Source organism: Rhodococcus sp. NPDC076796, assembly GCF_040702765.1.
In the GTDB taxonomy this organism is placed as follows: domain Bacteria; phylum Actinomycetota; class Actinomycetes; order Mycobacteriales; family Mycobacteriaceae; genus Rhodococcoides.
Genome location: NZ_JBFBMS010000002.1, coordinates 986,757 through 1,005,708 on the forward strand (window position 1 = coordinate 986,757; position 18,952 = coordinate 1,005,708).

Below are 18,952 nucleotides of genomic sequence, written 5' to 3' on the forward strand. Positions count from 1 at the left end.
TTGCTTACGGAATTTTAGCGCGTATCTTCGACGTCATGACGCAAGTATTACAGCGCACAGGAGCGACCATCGACGCCTCGACGGTTCGCGAGGTGATCGGTGAACACCTACTGGCCGACGGGTTCGAGCTGGTGTTGGACCTCGATGCCTCGACCGGGGCAACCCTGGTCGACGCCAGGGACGGCACCCGCTACCTGGACCTGTTCACGTTCTTCGCGTCCAACGCCCTGGGCATGAACCACCCCGCGCTGATCGACGACCCGGAATTCCGGGCCGATCTGATGCAGGCGGCGATGAACAAGCCCAGCAACTCCGACATCTACACCGTCCCCATGGCTCGATTCGTCGACACGTTCGCGCGGGTCCTCGGTGACTCTCGCCTGCCCCACCTGTTCTTCGTCGAAGGCGGAGCCTTGGCGGTGGAGAACGCGCTGAAGGTCGCCTTCGACTGGAAGTCACGCTGGAACGAGCGCAACGGCATCGATCCGTCGTTGGGCTCACAAGTCATGCACCTCGAGCACGCGTTCCACGGACGTTCGGGGTACACGATGTCTTTGACCAACACCGACCCGAACAAGGTCGCACGCTTCCCGAAATTCGACTGGCCGCGCATCCCGTCCCCCTTCATCAGATCCGATGCGAACATGGACGAACTCGAGGACGCCTCCTTGGCGGCGGCTCGGGCGGCGTTCGAGGCCAAGCCGCACGACATCGCCTGCGCCATCATCGAACCCATCCAGGGCGAGGGCGGAGACCACCACTTCCGGCCGCGCTTCCTGCAGAAGCTGCGCGAACTCTGCCACGAGTTCGATGCACTGTTCGTGATGGACGAGGTACAGACGGGAGCCGGAATGACCGGCACCGCATGGGCATTCCAGCAACTCGACGTCGTCCCCGATGTTGTCGCCTTCGGCAAGAAGGTTCAGGTCTGCGGCGTCATGGCCGGCGGTCGCGTCGACGACATCGACGACAACGTCTTCGCTGTCAGCTCCCGCATCAACTCGACGTGGGGTGGCAACCTCACCGACATGGTGCGGTCGCGTCGGATCCTGGAAGTCGTCGAGGCCGACAACCTCATCGAACGAGCCGGTGCACTCGGCGCCGTACTGCTGAAGCAGTTGCAGGAGTTGGCAACTCGACACACAGTTGTATCCGAGGTCCGTGGACGCGGGCTGATGTGCGCCTTCTCCTTGCCCGACGCCTCCACCCGCGACCGAGTGATCGAACTGTTGCGTACCGAAGAACATGTACTGGCGCTCGGCTGCGGCGACGCAGCAGTGCGATTCCGTCCTGCACTGACGATCACCGAAGCCGAGCTGACCCAGGCAGTCGACTCCATCGACCGGGTGCTGAGCATGCTCTAGCGCTCGGGCTCGATGTCCTTGTGCGCCAATCGAATCTGTGACGTCGGGATGACGCCGGGACGGAAGTAGAAGTTCTCCGGCGACTGCACGAGATCACCGTCTTCCACTCCGCTGACCTCCCAGACATCGACCGGTCCACCCGTGTTGTTCATGCCCACGAACCAATCACGTTCCCACGCATCGGCTGCCAGAAAGCAACCTTCCTGCTCGGGCTGGTGGCTACCGGCAATACCGCGAGCGGCACCCATTCGACGCCAGTCGAGTCCGTGCCGCCGAATCGACTCACGGTTGAGCACCGAGGTCACGTGATAGCGAATGGTCATCGGCAAAAAATAGCAACGGAAACTGGCCGGGTACAGCGATTATCGGCGTGCCCGGAAGGTAGAAGCTTCCGATAATTGAACACCGATTCCCACGCGCCACGCAGTAGAGAGGTTCAACACTCACTCTACTGGCGGGCCATCTCGATTACATCGTCTTCGGTTGGCGCGCTTGCAGCGTGATGGGTCAGACACATCGGTGTCTTTATCTTCTTGAACCGCCCGCCATCCACCCCTTCGACGGATGCGAAGAACGTGCCCGCCGGGAGCCTACCGATCCCGTCCATCGAACTCTGTCTGGACTTGGCAACTTCCTCCGCTGCCTGTGTTTGAGCGGGAGCGGTCAACTTACCGAAGAATTGCGTTGAGGCATTACCTGGAATCTTGTTGTCCAGCCCCTTGGGGGCCTGGGTCGCAAAGACCATACCCAGACCATACTTCCGCGCCTGCGATATAAGTGCGATCGTGCTTTCCGAGCTAATTTTCTGTTTGCCAGCCGGGACGAAGTTCTGGGCCTCGTCGATCACAAGCAAGCCTCCCAGCGGCTTTTCCGAGGGGTTCTTCCGCAACCACGAGAACAAGGCCATTTCTAACTGATTGACAAATCCTTCTCGCTGCACATCCGACTGAAGGCCGGCAAGATTGATTATCGAGACCCTCGCCTTGAATCCTGGAGCAGGCGTGAGAAGTTCGCCGGGGTCGGCGGGTGTTCCGGACTCGCCGAACATAGGATCAATGGCGATTTGTGCCTTCAGATTCTGGGCGAGCCCTCTTGCCAGGGTTCCTGCGTCATCGAGAGCGCTTACATCGTCCGGCAGGTCGGATAGAAGCTCAATAAAGTCATTGAGGCTGCCCGAGCTACCGCGACCAAACCAGCGGAGGGCGTCTTTTAGGACAGCACGACCGTGAACGGCCCTGTTTGAGGTCCCAGTCGCAGAGCGTGGGGAGAGCGCGGCGTAAGCAGACTCGACGGCACTCTTGAAGAGCTCGTTATCGTCCCTGATTGCGGCGAAATCTGGTAACGGATGGAACATCAACGGACGCCCTGACGACCGGTTCGGAGTCCAGACTTTGACGTCTGCGGACTCGAAGAACATCCTCCTTTTATCGATATCTTCGCTGTCATGCACTGTCGAGCCTGATGGCCACGGTTGGCTCAGCCGCGCAAGGTCGTTATTCGAATCAATAATGATTGACGACACGCCCTGAAGCGCGCACTCTTCCACGATGCGACGGATCAGAACGGTCTTCCCGGACCCCGACCCCGCGAAGATTGCCGTGTGCTTTCGGAGTGCACTGAGAGGCAATTCGATGGAAGCGCCCGACGACGTCTGACCTACTACAATCCGACCCTCCAACTGCGGTTCCTCGACTGGCACCGTTGGCTTGGACCCGTTGGATCCTATCGAGTCATCCTTCGACTCCACCGTAGTAATCAGATCGCTGAAGAAGCTTACTGCGGAAGCGGGCTTACGCGACGAGATCCATCTACCAAGGTCGACGTTCTCTCCGGCCAACAGTTCACGGAGTGCAACAAGGATTTTGATGTCGCTATCAGTAAATGGACGAGTCTGTCCTCCGGCGTCGTGGAACCCCGATACTGTCTGAGCCGTCTTCGGACCCGAGGGCCACCGATCGTTTCTCAGCAACACGACAGTTCGGCTAGGTAAGCGCTGGTCTAGGTTTGCGTAGTCACTGGCCTTCTGAATCTTACTGGTCGCGCTGGTCGGGCTTGCCGTCGTCACAACGCGGAAGTACCACTGGTGCGTCTCTTGATCCGCGTCATCAGTGCGGCTGATCCGGCCGTGCACTGACGGTTTGTTGCTAGGGACGGCGTCCGGGCTCCACGTCTGATCCGATCGGGTCGACTGCTGCACCAGGACACGGAACCCGGACAACAAAAGCGGGGGAAACGCCGAATCCTGCTTCTTGTCATCCAGAACGTCCGCGATGTCGGCTGCGTCCTTTAAAGCCTTGAATTCTTCATCCAATTCAACGAGAGCCCGGTCCGTCAAGTCCGGACCAGGATCAGGATTCGACACCTCCCCATCGTTGGGTGCCTTGTTCACGAACGCAAGAGTCAGCATTTCCGTCACAGTGTCAGTATTCAGACAATGGCGAATATGTTTGTCGATATTCTGCAGTAGTGAACGAGGCGTGTAGTTTTTCGCCTCACCAAACGCAGCACCCGCCACGGGCCAAGTCGCTGACGGAGCGTCGTATCCGACCTTTCGGAAGCACGTCTGAAAACGATGTTCGACCATCGTTCGAGCGAATTCAGGGTTTGGAATCCTTTGCAGAGGCGTTGCCTCCCGGAATCTGTCGCGAACAGTTGCCGTAGCCCGAGTCTCGATCTGCGTCCAGGCGGCGGGTAAGCAGGCAACCACGGTGACAGTCCTGTGAAGGTTCTGCCGCATCGACATCAACCCATGTGCAAACCCTTCCAGCGCCTGATCCTCCGAACTTGCCGCATCCTGTCCGGTCGACTTGGTCGAGCTGCCAATAACCGTATCGATCTGGTCTACCGCCATGACCGAAGGACCTGTGAGCGCTAGCAATTGCGAGATGCTTTCCACCACATCTTGATCCGTCATGGTTACCCGCTGTATGCCCCACGGCTTCAATGATTCGAGAACTGAACTGTCCGTCTCGTGAGGCTGTAGAAAGATGTAGCCGAGATCGTTGACGTCCTGGTCCTCCGCCGCTGCCAGCACAAGCGCACGAAGGGTGTTCTGCGCTCGCCGACGATACTTAGCATGCACCTTGAAGACTGCTGCAACGAATGTGTCGAGTTGTTCTTTGTCCAACGGCGCTTGACCGACAATAGGTGCCCGCTCACCCTCCGGTATTGCTGCCTGTTCCGAAAGACGCCACAGCATTTCCTGGAGCTGCGATCGCTGGGTCTGCACAACGGGGCGACTGAAGTCCTCGAGGACCGTGTTCAAGATCGTCGACCAAAACCGCTCTCCGCTGAGCATGTCCACGAGGAAGAAATACCCACGCTGTTCTTGCACACTGGCACGGATCTCGCCGAGCAGGTGTGTCTTGCCCGCACCTGCGGGACCTGGAATCACTACCCCCAGAGGGCTCTTTGTCCGGGTGAGTTCGGTATCGCCGAAAGCCGCCATGACCTCGCGATAGGCATGCTCGTGCAGACCGCCGACGTGCACGTCGGATTGCGACTCCCAAATATCATCGGGCGTCGTTGCCCAGTCGAGCCGGATGGACTCAAGAGCACGCCGCTGGTCACGGTTCATCGCGTTGGCTCGATCGCGAGAAGATGGGTGAGCTGAGTGCCAACAAGAACGGCGGCAAGGCGGTCTTCGTCAGTCAACGTTTTTTGGTTCTCTTCGGGGATCAGGCTGACCCCTTCATGCTGCTGTAACTCGACAAGTGCTGTATCGAGGCTCTCTCGGTCAACATCAGACAGAGCTTCGCGGAGTGCTCGCAAACCAACCCAAGCGCCGGGCCGGGATGCGAGCGCCTCGTATGCTGCTCGAATTCTTTTCTCGATCGAAGTTCGACCGAACAGCTGTGCCGCAACGAGCCCTCTCGGCTCCAAAAAGCGCTCGACACCTCGGAGCACGGTAAACAAGACACGGGTTGCCGGGTTCGAACCATCGGGAGCATCCGCGACGAAGAGGTTGGTGCAGTACTCCCAGCCTTTGGCCGTCAGCGTCAACTCGATGAACCGATTCGGTTTCGCAGATTCGATCAGTCCAAGCCTTACCAGTTTTGTCCTGCTGCCAGCGTCGAGTACTGGGCCGAAGTTCTTCAGATCGGCATTCTTGACTACCCGATCTTCCGACATCAGAACAAGCAAGACCAGGATTTCGTTTTGAGTCAGGTCGGCGGTACTCATCCGGTGTAATTCCTCACTGTTCGCGGGTTGCGGAGTAAAGCGACTGCAGTACGGATCTGGTCGAGAACCGCAGTCAGGTCATGCAAAACTTGGCCGTTGGTGTAACGCAGTGTCACGTATCCGCGGAGTTGGAGCATGTTGTCACGTTTGCGGTCTGAAGCGTACTTGCCCACTGCACGATGCTCGTCCCCGTCGATCTCGATGACCAAGGCACTGTCCTGCCACACCAGGTCGACCCGAATGGGTGAAGTGAGCTGTGTCCCCACTCTCAGGGTTTTGTTCCACTCCCGGTCGTAGGCCCACAGCTCCTTGGACAGTGCTTCTTCCAAGATGCACTCGACATCACTGTCGGCGCGCGGTGAACCAGACTTCGGGACAGAACGTCCCGGGGGCTGCGGCGGCCTCGCTGTCGTCGTTGATTCAGGAATCCTCAACTCCCACTGAGTAAATCGCTCGACCACACTGTCGGTCATCCACACACCCATACGGCCGTGGCGTGAAAGCCAATCGGCTGCAAGTTCGAGGTCGCGACCCGCAGGTCCTTCACCCTCGACGTGCACTAGCAAGGCCAGACCGGGCCGGTCTGATCCTCGCTTCAGGATGCGGGAAAGCTGCTCGGTCTGGATCTCACGTGAGAAGCCAGCGGTGGACGAAGGCGAGCCCAATGCAGTCCGAGTAAGTGCACACAGATAAGGCGCAAAGGCACCCGTGCGAGTCGATTCACGACGCGCCAGATCATCGGCAGCCAAGAGCGACTGAGCAGTGAGATCGCCTAGTTCGGCGGCCCCAGGCAACCAGGCTGGAAACATATCGATAGCGGTTTGTTCCAGCAGGCCGATGACGTTGCCCACCAGATTGCGAAACCCGACATCGACGTCTGATTTGTAGCCGAACACCAGCGGACAATCTTCAGGCAGGGGGTCAAGCGCCCGCTCCAGAGCATCAAAACTGTTGCCAGATAGCTGAATGGGCTTATCAAGGGGTAGCTGCGACCAACTCACGGCTAGCAAATTACGTAGGCCTCCCGCACACATTCGATGGCAATGGATCGGCTATGTGGGGGCAGCGATCCGGCATGGTGGCTGACTGTACGTGTGGATCAGACCAGGTGAGCGCCCGCAGTAGATGCCGACCCATGTCAAGTCATTCAGTTGGTTGTATTGGCGCACCTTGCGTCTGAGCAATCGGGAGACGCCCAGTGGGGCGACGTGCAGTCAAAGCTTCCTCCTAGGGGTATGAGGACTAGGGGCGGATCCGTGTCAGGCTTTCCTTGACATCTCCGCGTACTGTCGTCAGGCTGTGCCTGACACAGGAGGTAGTCCATGGATCCCATCACCCTCGCAACCGAGGCAGATGTCACCGCTGCAACGCGGGCGGTCGTAACAGCGGCAGCCACCGAAGCAGGCCGTATCGCAGACGAGATCATCGGCACCGGTCCGCTGCCGGGCACATCGGAATGGGAGGCCGAGCAATCGACCGATCTGCCCGCACGACGGAGTATCGCGTGGCATCTACTGAGCCTGCGCGTGCAACTGGCAGCGGGCCTGGACGGCATCGAAACCGTTGTGGTGCTCCGGGTTCAGGGTGCAACGTGGGCGACGATCGGGAAGGCCGTCGGAATGTCGCGGCAGTCGGCTCACGAGCGGTGGGGTGCCCGATCGGCGGCCGTTCTCGATCCCGTCGGCGATGGACTGCCCGAGATTGTCCCGAACGACAGCCCCGCGTGACCTACAGCAGCATTCGCTCGGCGCCCACTGCCACGGCATCGGCCGCTCGCTGAAGTGCAGCAGACGACAGCGACCATTGCTGCCAGTACAGCAACACGTCGTCGATTCCGTTGTCGTCGAAGCACTTCAGCGAGTCGCGGGCCTGCAGATCGGGAATCATGCCCCAACCGAATCCCAGGTCGACGGCGCGCGCGTAGTCGGCAGAGGCCGGCACCAGGTGCCTCGGCGGCTCGTGTGGGTCGACATCGAATCGCTGTAAGTAGTTGTCCTGCAACCGGTCGTCGGAATCGAAGACCACCACCGGGGCGGAGCGCAAGGCCTCTGCCGTTACCCCTGCAGCGAACCAGCGTTCGATGAATTCCGGGGTGGCCGACGGCCGGTAGCGCATCGCACCGAGGCGTCGAACGGTGCAGCCGCGAACCGGGTCAGCCACCGATGTTATTGCAGCGGAGACGATCCCGTCGTGCAGCAACTGCGCGGTCCGGTCCTGATCCTGTCGATGCAGATCGAAGGTCGTCTGGGACGCCAGTGGAGCGAGCGCGGGCAATACCCAGGTCGCCATCGAATCCGCATTGACGGCAATCGAAATGGGCGCAGCGACACCGTCGTCACTCAGTTCTGCCCGAGTCTGCTCGGTGAGAGTGTCGATCTGGCGCGCCAAACGCAGCACTGCGACACCCGATTGGGTTGCCACCACCGGCTTGCTCCGCTGGACCAGAGTCCGGCCGAGCGACTGCTCCAGCGACTTGATGCGCTGACTCACCGCCGACGGCGTCACGTACAGCGCGCGAGCCGCGGCCTCGAACGTCCCGCCGTCGACCACGGCTCGCAGGGCCCTGAGCTGCTCGATCTCCATCAGATGAAGCTACGCTAATCATTCCTGAAATTCATTCGCTGGACCTAATTTCCACTCGCTCCTAGCGTTGCCGTCATGACCTCGCTTGCCGCCGCACAATCGACCCTCACCGGACTGGGCGTCGGACTCTCCCTCATCGTCGCCATCGGAGCGCAGAACGCGTTCGTGCTGCGCAAGGGACTGCAACGAGCCCACGTACTGGCCGTGGTGGCAGTGTGCGCGCTGTCCGACGCGGTTCTCATCCTGGCCGGCGTGGCAGGAATCGGCGTTCTCGTGGACCGGTTTCCCGTCGCCCTGCGGGTCGTGACCGTCCTCGGTGCTCTGTTTCTCCTCGTCTACGGGCTGCTGGCGTTGAACCGCGCCCGAACGCCGTCCACCATGACCGCGGAAGCGCACGGTGGCGGTTCACTGATCGCAGCCGTCGCCACTTGCCTGGCTCTCACCTGGCTCAACCCGCACGTCTACCTCGACACCGTGGTGTTTCTCGGGTCGATCGGAAACCGTCAGCCGGGTGACCTGCGGTGGTGGTTCGCCGCCGGCGCGATGCTGGGCAGCATCCTGTGGTTCACCGCGCTCGGCTACGGCTCTCGGGTGCTCAGCCCGCTGTTCGCGAGGCCCACGGCGTGGCGAGTACTCGACCTCGGCATCGGAGTGATGATGCTGACCCTGGCTGCGCTGCTGGTTTTCGGCTGAACCACGACATTGACGTCCGGAGCACTTGATCCGCAGTACAACGAGTGATCTGATAGTCGCGAAAGACCGACCGCATGGTCTGACAACCCTGGAGGATTTCCGTGCCGTACCTCGGCCTGCTGATCATGCTGCTGTCGATCTTCTGCTTGATCGACGTCATCACCGCCGACGACTCGGGAATTCGCCACCTCCCGAAGATCGTCTGGCTGCTGCTCGTCATCGTTCTGCCGCTCGCCGGGTCGATTGCGTGGCTCCTCGTCGGCAGGCCCGAGAACGGCGGCATCTGGGGTGGCAGCGGCGCACCACGTACCGCGTCGGCCTACCCCGAATACGACGCAAGACCCGGACGCGCCGTAGCCCAATCGCAGGAGAGCGACGAGGAATTCCTACGCCGCTGCCGCGCCCGTGCCGAGGAACAGCGCCGCATCGCCCGCGAGCAGCGCAAGAACGATTGAGATCATGGCCAAGCTGACCGTCTTTCCCGAACCGAACTCCGCCCTCTCCGATCCCGCCGAATTGGTTCGCGAGTACCTGGCGTTCTACCGCAACGAGCTCGTTCGACGCATCACTGCGCTGAGCGAGGATGCCCTGAACTCCACGACAGTGCCGTCCGAGTGGACCCCACTGCAGATGCTCACCCACCTGGTGCACATGGAGCAGCGCTGGTTCGTCTGGGGATTCCTCGCCCGCGCAGTCGACGCACCGTTCGGTGACCAGAAGGACGGGTCGTGGCATGTGCCGGACGATGTGGACGCCGAGACCCTGCTGCGCAGGCTCGAGGACGGTGCCCGCCTCACCGACGAGGTACTGAGCTCACACCGGATGGACGAATTGGCCACTCTCGGTGGGCGATTCACCGAGGAGAGGCCGACACTGATCTGGATCTGCTTCCATGTACTCCAGGAATACGCCCGCCACATCGGTCATCTCGACGTCGCCGTCGAACTCGCCGGCGGGCCGACAGGCGAAGAGCCCGAGAGCTGACGCCTCAGACGTTCGCGTACAGATCGACGGTGGTGCCGTCGGGGTCGTGCACGACGGCATAACGCTGACCCCAGAACGCATCCCAGGGCTGCAGGTGACCGGTGTACCCCGCCGCGGTCACCGCTACCCATGCGGCGTCGACCCCGTCGGGGGTACCGCAGTCGAAGGCGAGCGCAACGCGGTGACCGCCGCTGGGCGGCGTCCACGTCGGATCGAACGAGGTGATGGTCGACGGGAGATCGAACAACAAGCGAACGCCGCCGAGGTCCACTTCCACATGCTGCTCGGCATCGGCAGTGGCCGGAATGTCCAGTCCCAGAACACGGTAGAACGCCAGAGCTGCGGCCATGTCGGCGACAATGATTTCGATTCCTGCGAGGCGAGGGTTCACGGGAAGAAGGTTAGACCTGTCAGCCCCAGTTCGCGGCATTCGTCAGACAGAAGGGATGCCCTGACGGGTCGAGCATTACCCGCCATGTCTCGCCCGGCTGGTCCTCGGGCAGCGTCGCACCCAGATTCACTGCCGCACTCGCCGCGGCGTCGAGATCCTCGACCGCAAGATCGAAGTGAAACTGCTTGCTGCCGTTGGCATTGGGCCAGGCCGGAGGCCGATAGTCGTCGATGCGACCGAATCCGAGCGCACTGCTCGGCCCTTGAAGCATCGCGTAGTCCTTCTCCGCATGGACGACGCTCCAACCCAACAGCGACGACCAGAACGCGGCGCTGACCTCGGGGTCTGCGCAATCCAGGGTGACCATCTTCAGGGTGGCAACGGGTGTCTCGGTCATGATGTTCTCCTCCTTGTGTCGGACCAGACTCCTACACTGACGCGCGTGCCGGATAGGAAAAACGCGACAACCACCCAGTCCGGTGTCCTGCGGCCCGATCAGCTGGCGAAATTCGTCGACCTTCGACGGCTGCCGTGTGCCACATCCCTGGAACCGTGGGTCGAGAACTACTGGCAGCTGCAGTGGACTCTGCCGTCGGGCACGTCTCACAGCAGCTCGACGCTCCCCCACCCGGCCTGCACGTTGAGCGTCGAACACGGTTGGACCCGCGAGGGCGTCGTCGAGCCGGTGGTCGTGACGGGGGTGCTCACGCGCCGTTTCGACGTCGTTCTCGCCGAGTCCGGGTGGGTCTTCGGCGTCAAGTTCCGGCCCGGCGGCTACGCGAGTTTCACCGGAACCGTGGCAAGAACCCTGCGCGACGTCTCGGTCGCGCCACCGACCCCGTTCCGGTCCGAGACCGTCGCTGCACTGGCCGAGCTGGGTGGACATCTCGATGCCGACCACTGCCGAACCGTCGTCGACTCGGCTCTCGCGCCCTACGCCCGTGACGTGGAACCGGAGTACGAGACCGTCCTGGGCATCATCGCGACGATGCTGCGTGACCGGACGCTGGTTCGCGTCGCACAGGTGGAGCAGCGGTGCGGCATCGGCACTCGTCGACTGCAACGGCTGTTCGAGCGTTATGTCGGCGCGACGCCCAAGTGGGTACTCGGGCGCTATCGGATTCACGACGCCCTCAGCCAGCTGGACAACGGTTACTCGGGTCCGCTGGCAGACCTGGCCGCGCGATACGGCTGGTTCGACCAGGCTCACTTCACTCGGGAGTTCACCGAATTGGTCGGAATGCCGCCGAGCGCGTACCAACCCTGAGTAACGCCTTCGTCACGCAATGCGACTTTTGCCGATTCGTTTGGCACAGTATCCCGCGGTGCTCGAGAAGCATCTCGGTGAGGAACAGCAGCACAGAGGAAGAGTGGGCTTCAACGCATGATCAACATTCTCGTCGCCGGTGGAATCGCGTTGGCGGTCTCGATTCTGTTGACTCCATTTCTCATCGCGCTGTTCACCCGGCAGGGATTCGGCCAGGAGATCCGCGTCGAAGGTCCGGCAAGTCACCACGCCAAGCGAGGAACGCCGACGATGGGCGGCGTCGCGATCATCGTCGGCCTGTGGGCCGGTTACCTCGGCTCCCACCTCGTGGCAATGGGTGGTGACGGGCCGTCGGCGTCCGCGCTGCTGATTCTCGGTCTCGCGACGGCACTCGGAGTCGTCGGATTCCTCGACGACTACATCAAGCTCCGCATGAAACGGAGCCTCGGACTCAAGGCGACCGGCAAGTACGTCGGGCAGATCAGTGCGGCGGTGATCTTCGCCGTGCTGGCGCTGCAGTTCCGCAATGGGAACGGGCTGACTCCGGGCAATGTCGAGCTGTCGCTGGTACGCCAATCCACGTTCTTCACCATGGCCCCGATCGTCTTCGTGCTGTTCTGTGTCTTCCTCGTCGTCGCGTGGTCCAACGCGGTCAACCTCACCGACGGTCTCGACGGTTTGGCGGCGGGGTCGATGACGCTCGTCCTCGGCGCGTACACGGTGATGACGTTCTGGCAGTACCGGCAATCCTGCGCCACCAACTCCGTCGCCGGGTGCTACCAAGTGCGCGATCCGCTCGACCTCGCCGTCGTCTGCGCCGCGGCCGCCGGTGCCTGCATCGGATTCCTCTGGTGGAACGCCGCTCCGGCCAAGATCTTCATGGGCGACACCGGCTCCCTCGCCCTCGGCGGACTGCTCGCAGGCCTGTCGATCGTCAGCAAGACCGAGCTGATCGCCCTCGTCTTCGGAGCCCTGTTCGTGGCCGAAGTTGCGTCCGTCGTCATCCAGGTCGCGTCATTCAAGAGCACCGGAAAACGGCCGTTCCGAATGGCACCGATCCACCACCATTTCGAGCTGGCAGGCTGGGCGGAAACAACGGTCATCATCCGACTGTGGCTGTTCGCTGCCATCGCGTCGGCACTGGGGCTGGGGTTGTTCTACAGCGAATTCCTCGCGGCCGTCGGCTGACCTCTACGATTCTGGGATGACTGACGAACTGTCTCCGGTTGCCAAGGTCGACGCACTCGCCGCCGAGCTGGAAAATCTCGATGCTCGACGCGTCGCCATCGGGGTCGAACTCGTCAACCTTCAATTCGGTCTCGACGGGGACGCCAAAATCCGTGCGACGGAGGTCTTCCACAGCGACTACCTGGGACGACTGTTCACCTTGGTCGACCAACTGCGCACTGACGAATAAGGCTCGTCACACAGCACCCTGATCCGAGCGCGACACCACTGTCAGGCGGAAGTCCCGCAGCGACAACGTCAATGCGGCCAACGCGGCAATCGCTACTCCACCGATCGGAAACACCAGCCACGGGTTGCCAATGGTGGGGTGGAAAGACGTGTCCTCGGTGGTGACGAAGCGATACAGGTTCTGGGTATAGGTGTCGTCCGAATTCGTTGTCATCCCGCTGATACCGCCGGTTGCGATGCCGAACCGCTCGGACGGAAAGTCGGCTGCAGGAGGCGAGTTGATCTCGATACTCAACGGATGCGCCCACGACCAATTCGACACGGCTTCGGTTGGTTCCGGTGGCCAATGCGTCCAGGCGAGTGCACTGCCCGCTCCCAGTGCCGCACCCACGACGATCAACAATGCGAACAGGTGGACGCGGCTGCGCTGGCGATCCTGGACGATTCGCAGACCCGAATCGACCAGAAACGAGGCCACCACCAGACCCACCGCCAGTCCCGCTGCGACGAGATAGAGCGTCATCGGGAACCAACTCGGCCGAATGTTGGTCACACCCAGCTCCTGCGGATCGGCTACGGCGACATGCCAGACCACCGCTGCGGCACCGCCTGTCGAGGCACCGACAGCGGCGAGCACGGCGACCAGCTTCTTCCCTGATGGGATGTCCACGGTCGGGACTCTACCCACGAGATCCGAAGGGAACTCGGTGGCATCGGAGGAGAACTCGCGTTACGGTGTGTCGGTGAGTTCACCCGAGGCATCCAGATCAGAGCTACCGGCACCCCGGTAGCTCGAGAAGCCAGACGCGCTCGACTACGAACCACTCGGTGAGCACCCGTGTGCCGGTCCAACTGTCCAGGACCCGTCGCACATTCGGAGCACATTCATGCCACCGCTCGTATTCTTGCTTGCCACTGCAGTTTTCGCCCAGGGGACTTCCGAGTTCCTGCTGGCCGGTCTGCTGCCCGACATCGCCGCCGACCTCGACACCACTGTGCCCTCAGCGGGGTTGCTGACATCGGCCTTCGCCGTCGGCATGATCGTCGGTGCCCCCACGATGGCTGTTGCCACACGACGCCTACCACCCCGTCTCGCCTTGACTGCCTTCTTGGTTGTCTTCATTGCCATGCACGTGATCGGTGCAACGACAACAAGTTACGCGGTCCTGTTCGTTTCCCGGATCGTCGCAGCATTCGCCAACGCGGGCTTCCTTGCGGTCACCTTGGCGACGGTCACGGCGTTGGTGACACCCGACCGGATCTCGCGGGCAGTCGCAATGATCCTCGCCGGCACAACACTCGCACTGGTTCTCGGCGTACCGGCCGGCACGTTGGTCGGAACACTTCTCGACTGGCGCGCGGCTCTGTGGGCAATAGCGTTGCTCTCGGCACCCGCGTTGATCGCCGTGGCCATCGCCGCACCTGACCGCCGGACCCATCGAGCAGACATCTCGCTGACCACCGAATGCGCTGTCTTGCAGAAGCGTTCGCTGATCCGCGTCCTCGCTCTCTGTGCTCTGATCAACGGTGCCACATTCTGTTCGTTCACTTACCTGGCTCCGATCGTCACCGAACGCACAGAATTGCGTCCGGCATCGGTTCCCCTGGTGCTTGCACTTTTCGGAGGCGGCGCTCTGTGCGGAGTGTGGGCCGCTGGGAAGTACGCGGACCGATACGCCTCCCGGATCGTGTCGCTCGGCGGCCTGACACTTCTCGGCGGCTGGTGCTGCTTCGTGCTCCTGGCGCAGTTGCCGACGGCTGTTCTACTGATTGCGTTCGTTCAAGGCGGTTTGTCGTTCGCCCTAGGAAGCACCCTGGTCGGTCAGGTGATGCGGACAGCAGTCCACGCACCGACCATGTCGGGCTCATTCGCAACAGCGAGCCTGAATGTCGGTGCGGCCGCAGGCCCGGCCCTCGGCGGATGGGCATACGGCTCCACCCTCGGCACGGTTGGACCACTCGCCGTCAGCGCTGCATTGGTGGCAGTGGCGCTGATCCTGACTCGGTCTTGACCTGAAGCTCGGTTCAGGTTTTAGGGTCTACTTCATGACAACGAGCAGACCGATGCAACCGCCCGAGCTTCAGCCGATCGGGTTCTGGACCGCGCGAGCCGGGGAAGCCATTCGAGCCCGGACCCGCGGTGCGCTCCACGAAATCGGCGTCACACAACCCGAATGGTGGCTCCTACACCAGATCTCACTGCATCCCGCGGGAGCCGATCGCGCCGAGACGATCGAGAAGATCGGGCACAACGACACCCCGGAAGCAATTGTCGAGGCCATCGACTCCGCGCGTTCCAAAGGTTGGATCGTGGAATCGAATTCGCGTCTGAAGTTCACCCCGGACGGTCGTGACACTTTCCGGCGCGCAGCCGATCTCCAGACCATGCTGCAGGAGGAGCGAATGAACGGCATCAGTGCGGCAGACTTCGTGACCACCATCGAAGTCCTGCAACGAACAATCCGGAACGTCGGAGGCGACGCCTGGCATTGGTGACGATCAGGCGCGTCGGGTCGCCTCCGCCCTCGTGTGTGAGACTGTCGGCTGTGCGAGCACTCGTTGGTATCTCGACCATCTCGGTTGTCTGCTCGGCGTCGATCGCCTTGTACGCCGCAGCGCAGCTGGCGACGATCGGAATCATCGAGACCGGGCCGCTTTTCGAGATCATGGTCGTCCTACCGGCCGTGGTCGCCATCGTTGCGTCGCTTCTCGGTGCTCTGGTCGGTCTCGGCATGCTGGTTCGTTCTTCGACCCGGAAGCTTCCCTTCGTACTCATGGCCATCGGCCACCTTGCAACCACCGTCGGAGTAGTCGCCGTCGTCATATGGTCGACGAGGCCGTCGGCGTCGGGTTGGGATCTGCTGCTCCTTCCCGCACCGGTTGTATTGGGACAACTCGTCGTACTGGCGGGTCTCGGCGTTCTGATTCTGCTCCGTTCACGCTCGAATTCAGTTCGCGGACAACAGCCCTGAAGTCAGGATTTCGTCCGCGGCCCAAGGCAACCGAGTACTGTTAACTGCCGGCGACGAACGCGTACTTCACTCGACGCGGCGCTCTGCTGATCGACTCGATGCGCTCGAGTGGGAAACCGATCAGTGTGGAGACCTTACGCATTCGAGCGGGCCTCGCGGGCCGCTGCTGCAAATGCGGCCATGCTCGGGAACTCGAAGTCGACACTGTATTCCTCGGACGGCTCCGGCGTTGCTCCCCATCCGGGGCGATCGTGCCGCCGATCGATCCACACCGAAGTGATGCCGTGCCGTTTCGCCGGCACGTGATCGTGGAACAGGCTCTGCGCAACATGGAGTAGTCGCGATCGTGGAACGCCCAGTGTCTCGAGGACTCCGTCGAGCGCGTCGAAGTGGTTGTCGGCCGGTTTGTAGGCCTTGACGTCCTCGGCGGTGACGATGGCATCGAACTGCACGCCGAGCCGGCGGTTGCTACCTGCGAAGCCGTCGCGATGCACATTGGACAGGATGACGAGCTTGTAGCTCTCGCCGAGGGACGACAACGCGTCGGCCGAGTCCTCGAATGCCGGCCAGTCAGGAACGGAAGCCCCGAGCTTGTCCGCCCACTCGGCCGAGACAGGTATTCCCAGGGTGTCGCCGGTCCGCACGAACGCGTCGGCAAGTATCCGAGGGTACAGCGCAGTGGGTGAATCCCGCTGCGCCTGAGCTTCGTTGACGCCGTGCAGCTCGAGAAGCTCGTCATCGGACAATGGCGAACCGGCCTGCTGCGCCCATGGCCTGAGCACCTCGAGGATGCCGGCTTCCCAATCGATCAGCGTTCCGTAGCAATCGAAGCTCAGGACGTCGTAGTCGGCGAGATTCATGTGGCCGAGCCTCCTTGCGAAATTCGATGGCGGCCGACTCTTCGTGCCGATACCGTCTCCAGGTCATGAGCAGCCTACTGCCCTTCGTCTGCCGCGACCGTCCGACTGACGCTGCCACGGCTGGACCGCACGCTGACCGATAGCCGATCAAACTTATTGCGCAACAGAGCGCATCGAGCTGTTCACCGTGGCGGGAAACCACCCGGGTAGAATTCACCGAGACGACTCGACCGACGAAGGGCAGCCCGATGAGCATCGACAACGGCAGTACCGGCAGCCTCGAGCGCAATGTCGACGACGCCCTGAGCAAGATCGAGAAGCCCTGGCAGCCTCACCGACTCGTCAGCGTCAACGACTATGACGTCAAAGTCGTCAAGTTGCTCGGGGAATTCGTCTGGCACACACACCCCGACACCGACGAGATGTTCTTCGTCCACAGCGGAGAACTCACCATCCAGCTTCGCGACCGCGATGTCGTTCTCGGCCCCGGAGACGTGTTCGTGGTCCCAGCGGGCGTCGAACACTGCCCCAAAGCCGTCGAGGAAGTCTCCGCTCTACTGTTCGAGCGATCGGGCACCGTCAACACCGGGGATGTGGGTGGGGAGATGACGTCCCAGGTCCACGAGTTGTGACGCGGCTACAGCTGCGCCCTGCTGTGCCGTCCGACGCCGACTTCCTCTTTTCGATGGCTTCGGACTCCGATGTCGTTCGATGGGTAGGCGATGGAAAACCCTGGAGTAGAGGCTATTTCGATGGGCGGTTTGCGAACGCACTGAACGCGGAGGACACCCGAGCGCCGGACGTACCGAGGTGGTTCATCGGCACCGACGAGGATCGACACCCCGTCGGCTTGCTCAGCCTGATTCGACGATCGGACCACATCGAGGTCGGGTACTGGGTGCATCCGGCCCAATGGGGTCGTGGCTACGCCGGCGAACTGCTCGACCTTGCGCAGGATCACACGGATGGTCTCCCGATGGCCGCGCAGGTGTATCGGGCAAACAGTGCCTCGCGTCGGGTGCTCGAGAGTGCCGGGTTCACCCTCGTCGACGACGGTGATCCCATGATCTTTCGGTCCCCTCCGAAGTAGCCATTACTCGGTTCACCAGGCCCTGATGGGACGGGGTCGAACCGTGGTATGGCCTGTGGTGACGCCGCGCACCATCGGTCGCGTCAGAAACTCGTGCGGGAACCCGAGGTCGATATCGCTGGCTGCGTGCAGTGTGTCGAGGTGGGATTCGTCGAAGGTGACGTCGAGGGCAGAGATGTTCTGCTGCAACTGTTTCGGAGTGCGCGCGCCGATCAACGAGCTGACGACGGACGGATGCCGAAGCGTCCACGCCAGAGCCACCTGAGCAGGAGTCACGCCGATTTGGCGAGCGACCTCGACGACGGCGTCCGCGATTGCGAGCCCCCGCGTGTTCAGCGTTTTGTTCGCCTTCGCATGATCGCGTCGAGTTCCGGCCGGTGCATCGGAACCCGGAGTCACGAGGTCTGCGGCGGTGTATTTTCCGGTCAGCACTCCGCCGCCGAGCGGTGCCCAGGGAATCACGCCGAGCCCCAGATCTGCTGCCATGGGGAGCAATTCGCGTTCGGTGGTTCTTTCGATCAGGCTGTATTCCACCTGAAGGGCCGCGAACGACGGCCGGCCCCTGACGTCGGCAAGGGTCTGCATGCGCGCGACCTCCCATGCCGGTGTATCCGAAATGCCCAGATAGAGAACCTTTCCCGAGCGGACCAGATCGCCGAGCGATGCGATGACCTCCTCGCCCGGCGTCACACCGTCCCACGCGTGCAGGTACAGCAGATCGATGTAGTCCGTCCCGAGATTTTTCAGGCTAGCTTCGACGGATCCTCGAAGACTCTTTCTGCCGCCCCCGCCGGCATTGGGATCCGAAGGATCACGCGTCGCCGCATACTTGGTCGCGACGACGACCGAGTCACGTCGGCCACGGAGAAACTCGCCGAGATACCGTTCCGATTGGCCGTCGGTGTAGATGTTGGCGGTATCGACCATGTTTCCCCCGGCATCGAGATACGCGTCGAAGATGCGTTTCGAGTCCTTCTCGTCGGCACCCCACCCCCAGGCGTCGCCGAATGTCATGGTTCCCAACGACAATGGTGATACCCGCAGTCCCGAGCGTCCGAGCAATCGATAGTCGTCCATGCGCGTCATGTCCTGTCCCCCTCCTCGATTCGTCTACCTCGATCACGGTCACAGATGCGTAGAGCAGCGGGAA

At 61.9% G+C, this 18,952-nt stretch carries 23 protein-coding genes; 13 read left to right on the plus strand and 10 right to left on the minus strand.

The genetic code is table 11. The features are described 5' to 3' along the window. Window positions 1-35 precede the first annotated feature (35 nt). A complete protein-coding gene (lat, locus tag AB0366_RS10005) occupies window positions 36-1,364 on the plus strand; it encodes an L-lysine 6-transaminase (RefSeq protein WP_366243714.1) in 1,329 nt (442 codons plus the stop codon). On the opposite strand, the gene AB0366_RS10010 is transcribed toward lat, so the two are convergent. From AB0366_RS10010 to AB0366_RS10025, 4 genes are all read right to left on the minus strand, one after another. Then, entirely contained in the window at window positions 1,361-1,687 is a 327-nt protein-coding gene (locus AB0366_RS10010; RefSeq protein ID WP_366243715.1) for a hypothetical protein, read from the minus strand. The genes lat and AB0366_RS10010 overlap by 4 nt on opposite strands. A 125-nt stretch (window positions 1,688-1,812) precedes the next feature. Further along, window positions 1,813-4,941, minus strand: a complete 3,129-nt coding sequence (locus AB0366_RS10015) for a DUF87 domain-containing protein (RefSeq protein ID WP_366243716.1) — start codon at window positions 4,939-4,941, stop codon at window positions 1,813-1,815. Further along, window positions 4,938-5,546 (minus strand): hypothetical protein, encoded by a 609-nt coding sequence (locus tag AB0366_RS10020; RefSeq protein ID WP_094611331.1) that lies wholly within the window; start codon window positions 5,544-5,546, stop codon window positions 4,938-4,940. The genes AB0366_RS10015 and AB0366_RS10020 overlap by 4 nt, the downstream gene beginning before the upstream one ends. Next, window positions 5,543-6,547: a DUF559 domain-containing protein gene (locus AB0366_RS10025; protein WP_176458186.1), complete on the minus strand. Its 1,005-nt coding sequence runs from the start codon at window positions 6,545-6,547 to the stop codon at window positions 5,543-5,545. The genes AB0366_RS10020 and AB0366_RS10025 overlap by 4 nt, the downstream gene beginning before the upstream one ends. Window positions 6,548-6,868: 321 nt before the next feature. On the opposite strand from AB0366_RS10025, the gene AB0366_RS10030 reads away from it, so the two are divergent. Then, window positions 6,869-7,273, plus strand: a complete 405-nt coding sequence (locus AB0366_RS10030; protein WP_366243717.1) for a hypothetical protein — start codon at window positions 6,869-6,871, stop codon at window positions 7,271-7,273. A 1-nt stretch (window position 7,274) separates the two neighbouring features. Here AB0366_RS10030 and AB0366_RS10035 read toward each other — a convergent pair whose 3' ends face one another. Then, complete coding sequence (locus AB0366_RS10035) at window positions 7,275-8,129, minus strand: LysR family transcriptional regulator ArgP (protein WP_366243718.1); 855 nt, start codon at window positions 8,127-8,129, stop codon at window positions 7,275-7,277. A gap of 75 nt (window positions 8,130-8,204) precedes the next feature. Here AB0366_RS10035 and AB0366_RS10040 point away from each other — a divergent pair, with 75 nt between their 5' ends. The 3 genes from AB0366_RS10040 to AB0366_RS10050 all read left to right on the plus strand — a co-directional run bounded on the left by AB0366_RS10040 (window position 8,205) and on the right by AB0366_RS10050 (window position 9,806). Continuing rightward, window positions 8,205-8,822 carry a LysE/ArgO family amino acid transporter gene (locus AB0366_RS10040; RefSeq protein WP_366243720.1) on the plus strand — a complete coding sequence of 206 codons (618 nt, stop codon included), beginning with the start codon at window positions 8,205-8,207 and terminating at the stop codon, window positions 8,820-8,822. A gap of 101 nt (window positions 8,823-8,923) precedes the next feature. Continuing rightward, window positions 8,924-9,277, plus strand: a complete 354-nt coding sequence (locus tag AB0366_RS10045) for a PLD nuclease N-terminal domain-containing protein (RefSeq protein ID WP_366243721.1) — start codon at window positions 8,924-8,926, stop codon at window positions 9,275-9,277. A 4-nt stretch (window positions 9,278-9,281) separates the two neighbouring features. Next, window positions 9,282-9,806, plus strand: coding sequence for a DUF664 domain-containing protein (locus AB0366_RS10050; protein ID WP_366243722.1), 525 nt, complete (start codon window positions 9,282-9,284; stop codon window positions 9,804-9,806). Between the two features lie 4 nt (window positions 9,807-9,810). Here the strand turns inward: AB0366_RS10050 and AB0366_RS10055 are convergent, their stop codons facing one another. Together AB0366_RS10055 and AB0366_RS10060 are read right to left on the minus strand one after the other, a co-directional pair. Then, the gene (locus AB0366_RS10055; protein WP_366243723.1) at window positions 9,811-10,236 is read right to left on the minus strand and encodes a VOC family protein; all 426 of its coding nucleotides are present in this window, start codon (window positions 10,234-10,236) and stop codon (window positions 9,811-9,813) included. Further along, the gene (locus tag AB0366_RS10060) at window positions 10,217-10,594 is read right to left on the minus strand and encodes a VOC family protein (RefSeq protein WP_366243725.1); all 378 of its coding nucleotides are present in this window, start codon (window positions 10,592-10,594) and stop codon (window positions 10,217-10,219) included. The genes AB0366_RS10055 and AB0366_RS10060 overlap by 20 nt, the downstream gene beginning before the upstream one ends. Window positions 10,595-10,639: 45 nt before the next feature. Here AB0366_RS10060 and AB0366_RS10065 point away from each other — a divergent pair, with 45 nt between their 5' ends. The 3 genes from AB0366_RS10065 to AB0366_RS10075 all read left to right on the plus strand — a co-directional run bounded on the left by AB0366_RS10065 (window position 10,640) and on the right by AB0366_RS10075 (window position 12,881). Continuing rightward, window positions 10,640-11,464 carry a helix-turn-helix transcriptional regulator gene (locus AB0366_RS10065; protein WP_366243727.1) on the plus strand — a complete coding sequence of 275 codons (825 nt, stop codon included), beginning with the start codon at window positions 10,640-10,642 and terminating at the stop codon, window positions 11,462-11,464. Window positions 11,465-11,581: 117 nt separating this feature from the next. After that, a complete protein-coding gene (gene mraY, locus AB0366_RS10070) occupies window positions 11,582-12,652 on the plus strand; it encodes a phospho-N-acetylmuramoyl-pentapeptide-transferase (RefSeq protein ID WP_366243729.1) in 1,071 nt (356 codons plus the stop codon). A gap of 16 nt (window positions 12,653-12,668) precedes the next feature. Next, a complete protein-coding gene (locus AB0366_RS10075; RefSeq protein WP_347871375.1) occupies window positions 12,669-12,881 on the plus strand; it encodes an oxidoreductase in 213 nt (70 codons plus the stop codon). A 6-nt stretch (window positions 12,882-12,887) separates the two neighbouring features. On the opposite strand, the gene AB0366_RS10080 is transcribed toward AB0366_RS10075, so the two are convergent. Further along, entirely contained in the window at window positions 12,888-13,550 is a 663-nt protein-coding gene (locus AB0366_RS10080; protein WP_347871374.1) for a hypothetical protein, read from the minus strand. 217 nt (window positions 13,551-13,767) lie between these two features. On the opposite strand from AB0366_RS10080, the gene AB0366_RS10085 reads away from it, so the two are divergent. The 3 genes from AB0366_RS10085 to AB0366_RS10095 are packed head-to-tail and all read left to right on the plus strand — an operon-like array spanning window position 13,768 to window position 15,852. Beyond that, window positions 13,768-14,892, plus strand: a complete 1,125-nt coding sequence (locus tag AB0366_RS10085) for a Cmx/CmrA family chloramphenicol efflux MFS transporter (RefSeq protein ID WP_347871373.1) — start codon at window positions 13,768-13,770, stop codon at window positions 14,890-14,892. 34 nt (window positions 14,893-14,926) lie between these two features. Further along, the gene (locus tag AB0366_RS10090) at window positions 14,927-15,376 is read left to right on the plus strand and encodes a hypothetical protein (RefSeq protein WP_347871372.1); all 450 of its coding nucleotides are present in this window, start codon (window positions 14,927-14,929) and stop codon (window positions 15,374-15,376) included. 50 nt (window positions 15,377-15,426) lie between these two features. After that, window positions 15,427-15,852 (plus strand): hypothetical protein, encoded by a 426-nt coding sequence (locus tag AB0366_RS10095; RefSeq protein ID WP_347871371.1) that lies wholly within the window; start codon window positions 15,427-15,429, stop codon window positions 15,850-15,852. A 134-nt stretch (window positions 15,853-15,986) separates the two neighbouring features. Here AB0366_RS10095 and AB0366_RS10100 read toward each other — a convergent pair whose 3' ends face one another. Continuing rightward, the gene (locus AB0366_RS10100) at window positions 15,987-16,712 is read right to left on the minus strand and encodes a haloacid dehalogenase type II (RefSeq protein ID WP_347871370.1); all 726 of its coding nucleotides are present in this window, start codon (window positions 16,710-16,712) and stop codon (window positions 15,987-15,989) included. A gap of 248 nt (window positions 16,713-16,960) precedes the next feature. Here AB0366_RS10100 and AB0366_RS10105 point away from each other — a divergent pair, with 248 nt between their 5' ends. Then, complete coding sequence (locus AB0366_RS10105) at window positions 16,961-17,344, plus strand: cupin domain-containing protein (RefSeq protein WP_347871369.1); 384 nt, start codon at window positions 16,961-16,963, stop codon at window positions 17,342-17,344. Continuing rightward, complete coding sequence (locus AB0366_RS10110; protein WP_347871368.1) at window positions 17,341-17,802, plus strand: GNAT family N-acetyltransferase; 462 nt, start codon at window positions 17,341-17,343, stop codon at window positions 17,800-17,802. Before AB0366_RS10105 ends, AB0366_RS10110 begins: the two co-directional genes overlap by 4 nt. 12 nt (window positions 17,803-17,814) lie before the next feature. On the opposite strand, the gene AB0366_RS10115 is transcribed toward AB0366_RS10110, so the two are convergent. Next, window positions 17,815-18,888, minus strand: coding sequence for an aldo/keto reductase (locus tag AB0366_RS10115; protein ID WP_366243731.1), 1,074 nt, complete (start codon window positions 18,886-18,888; stop codon window positions 17,815-17,817). Window positions 18,889-18,952: the final 64 nt, after the last annotated feature.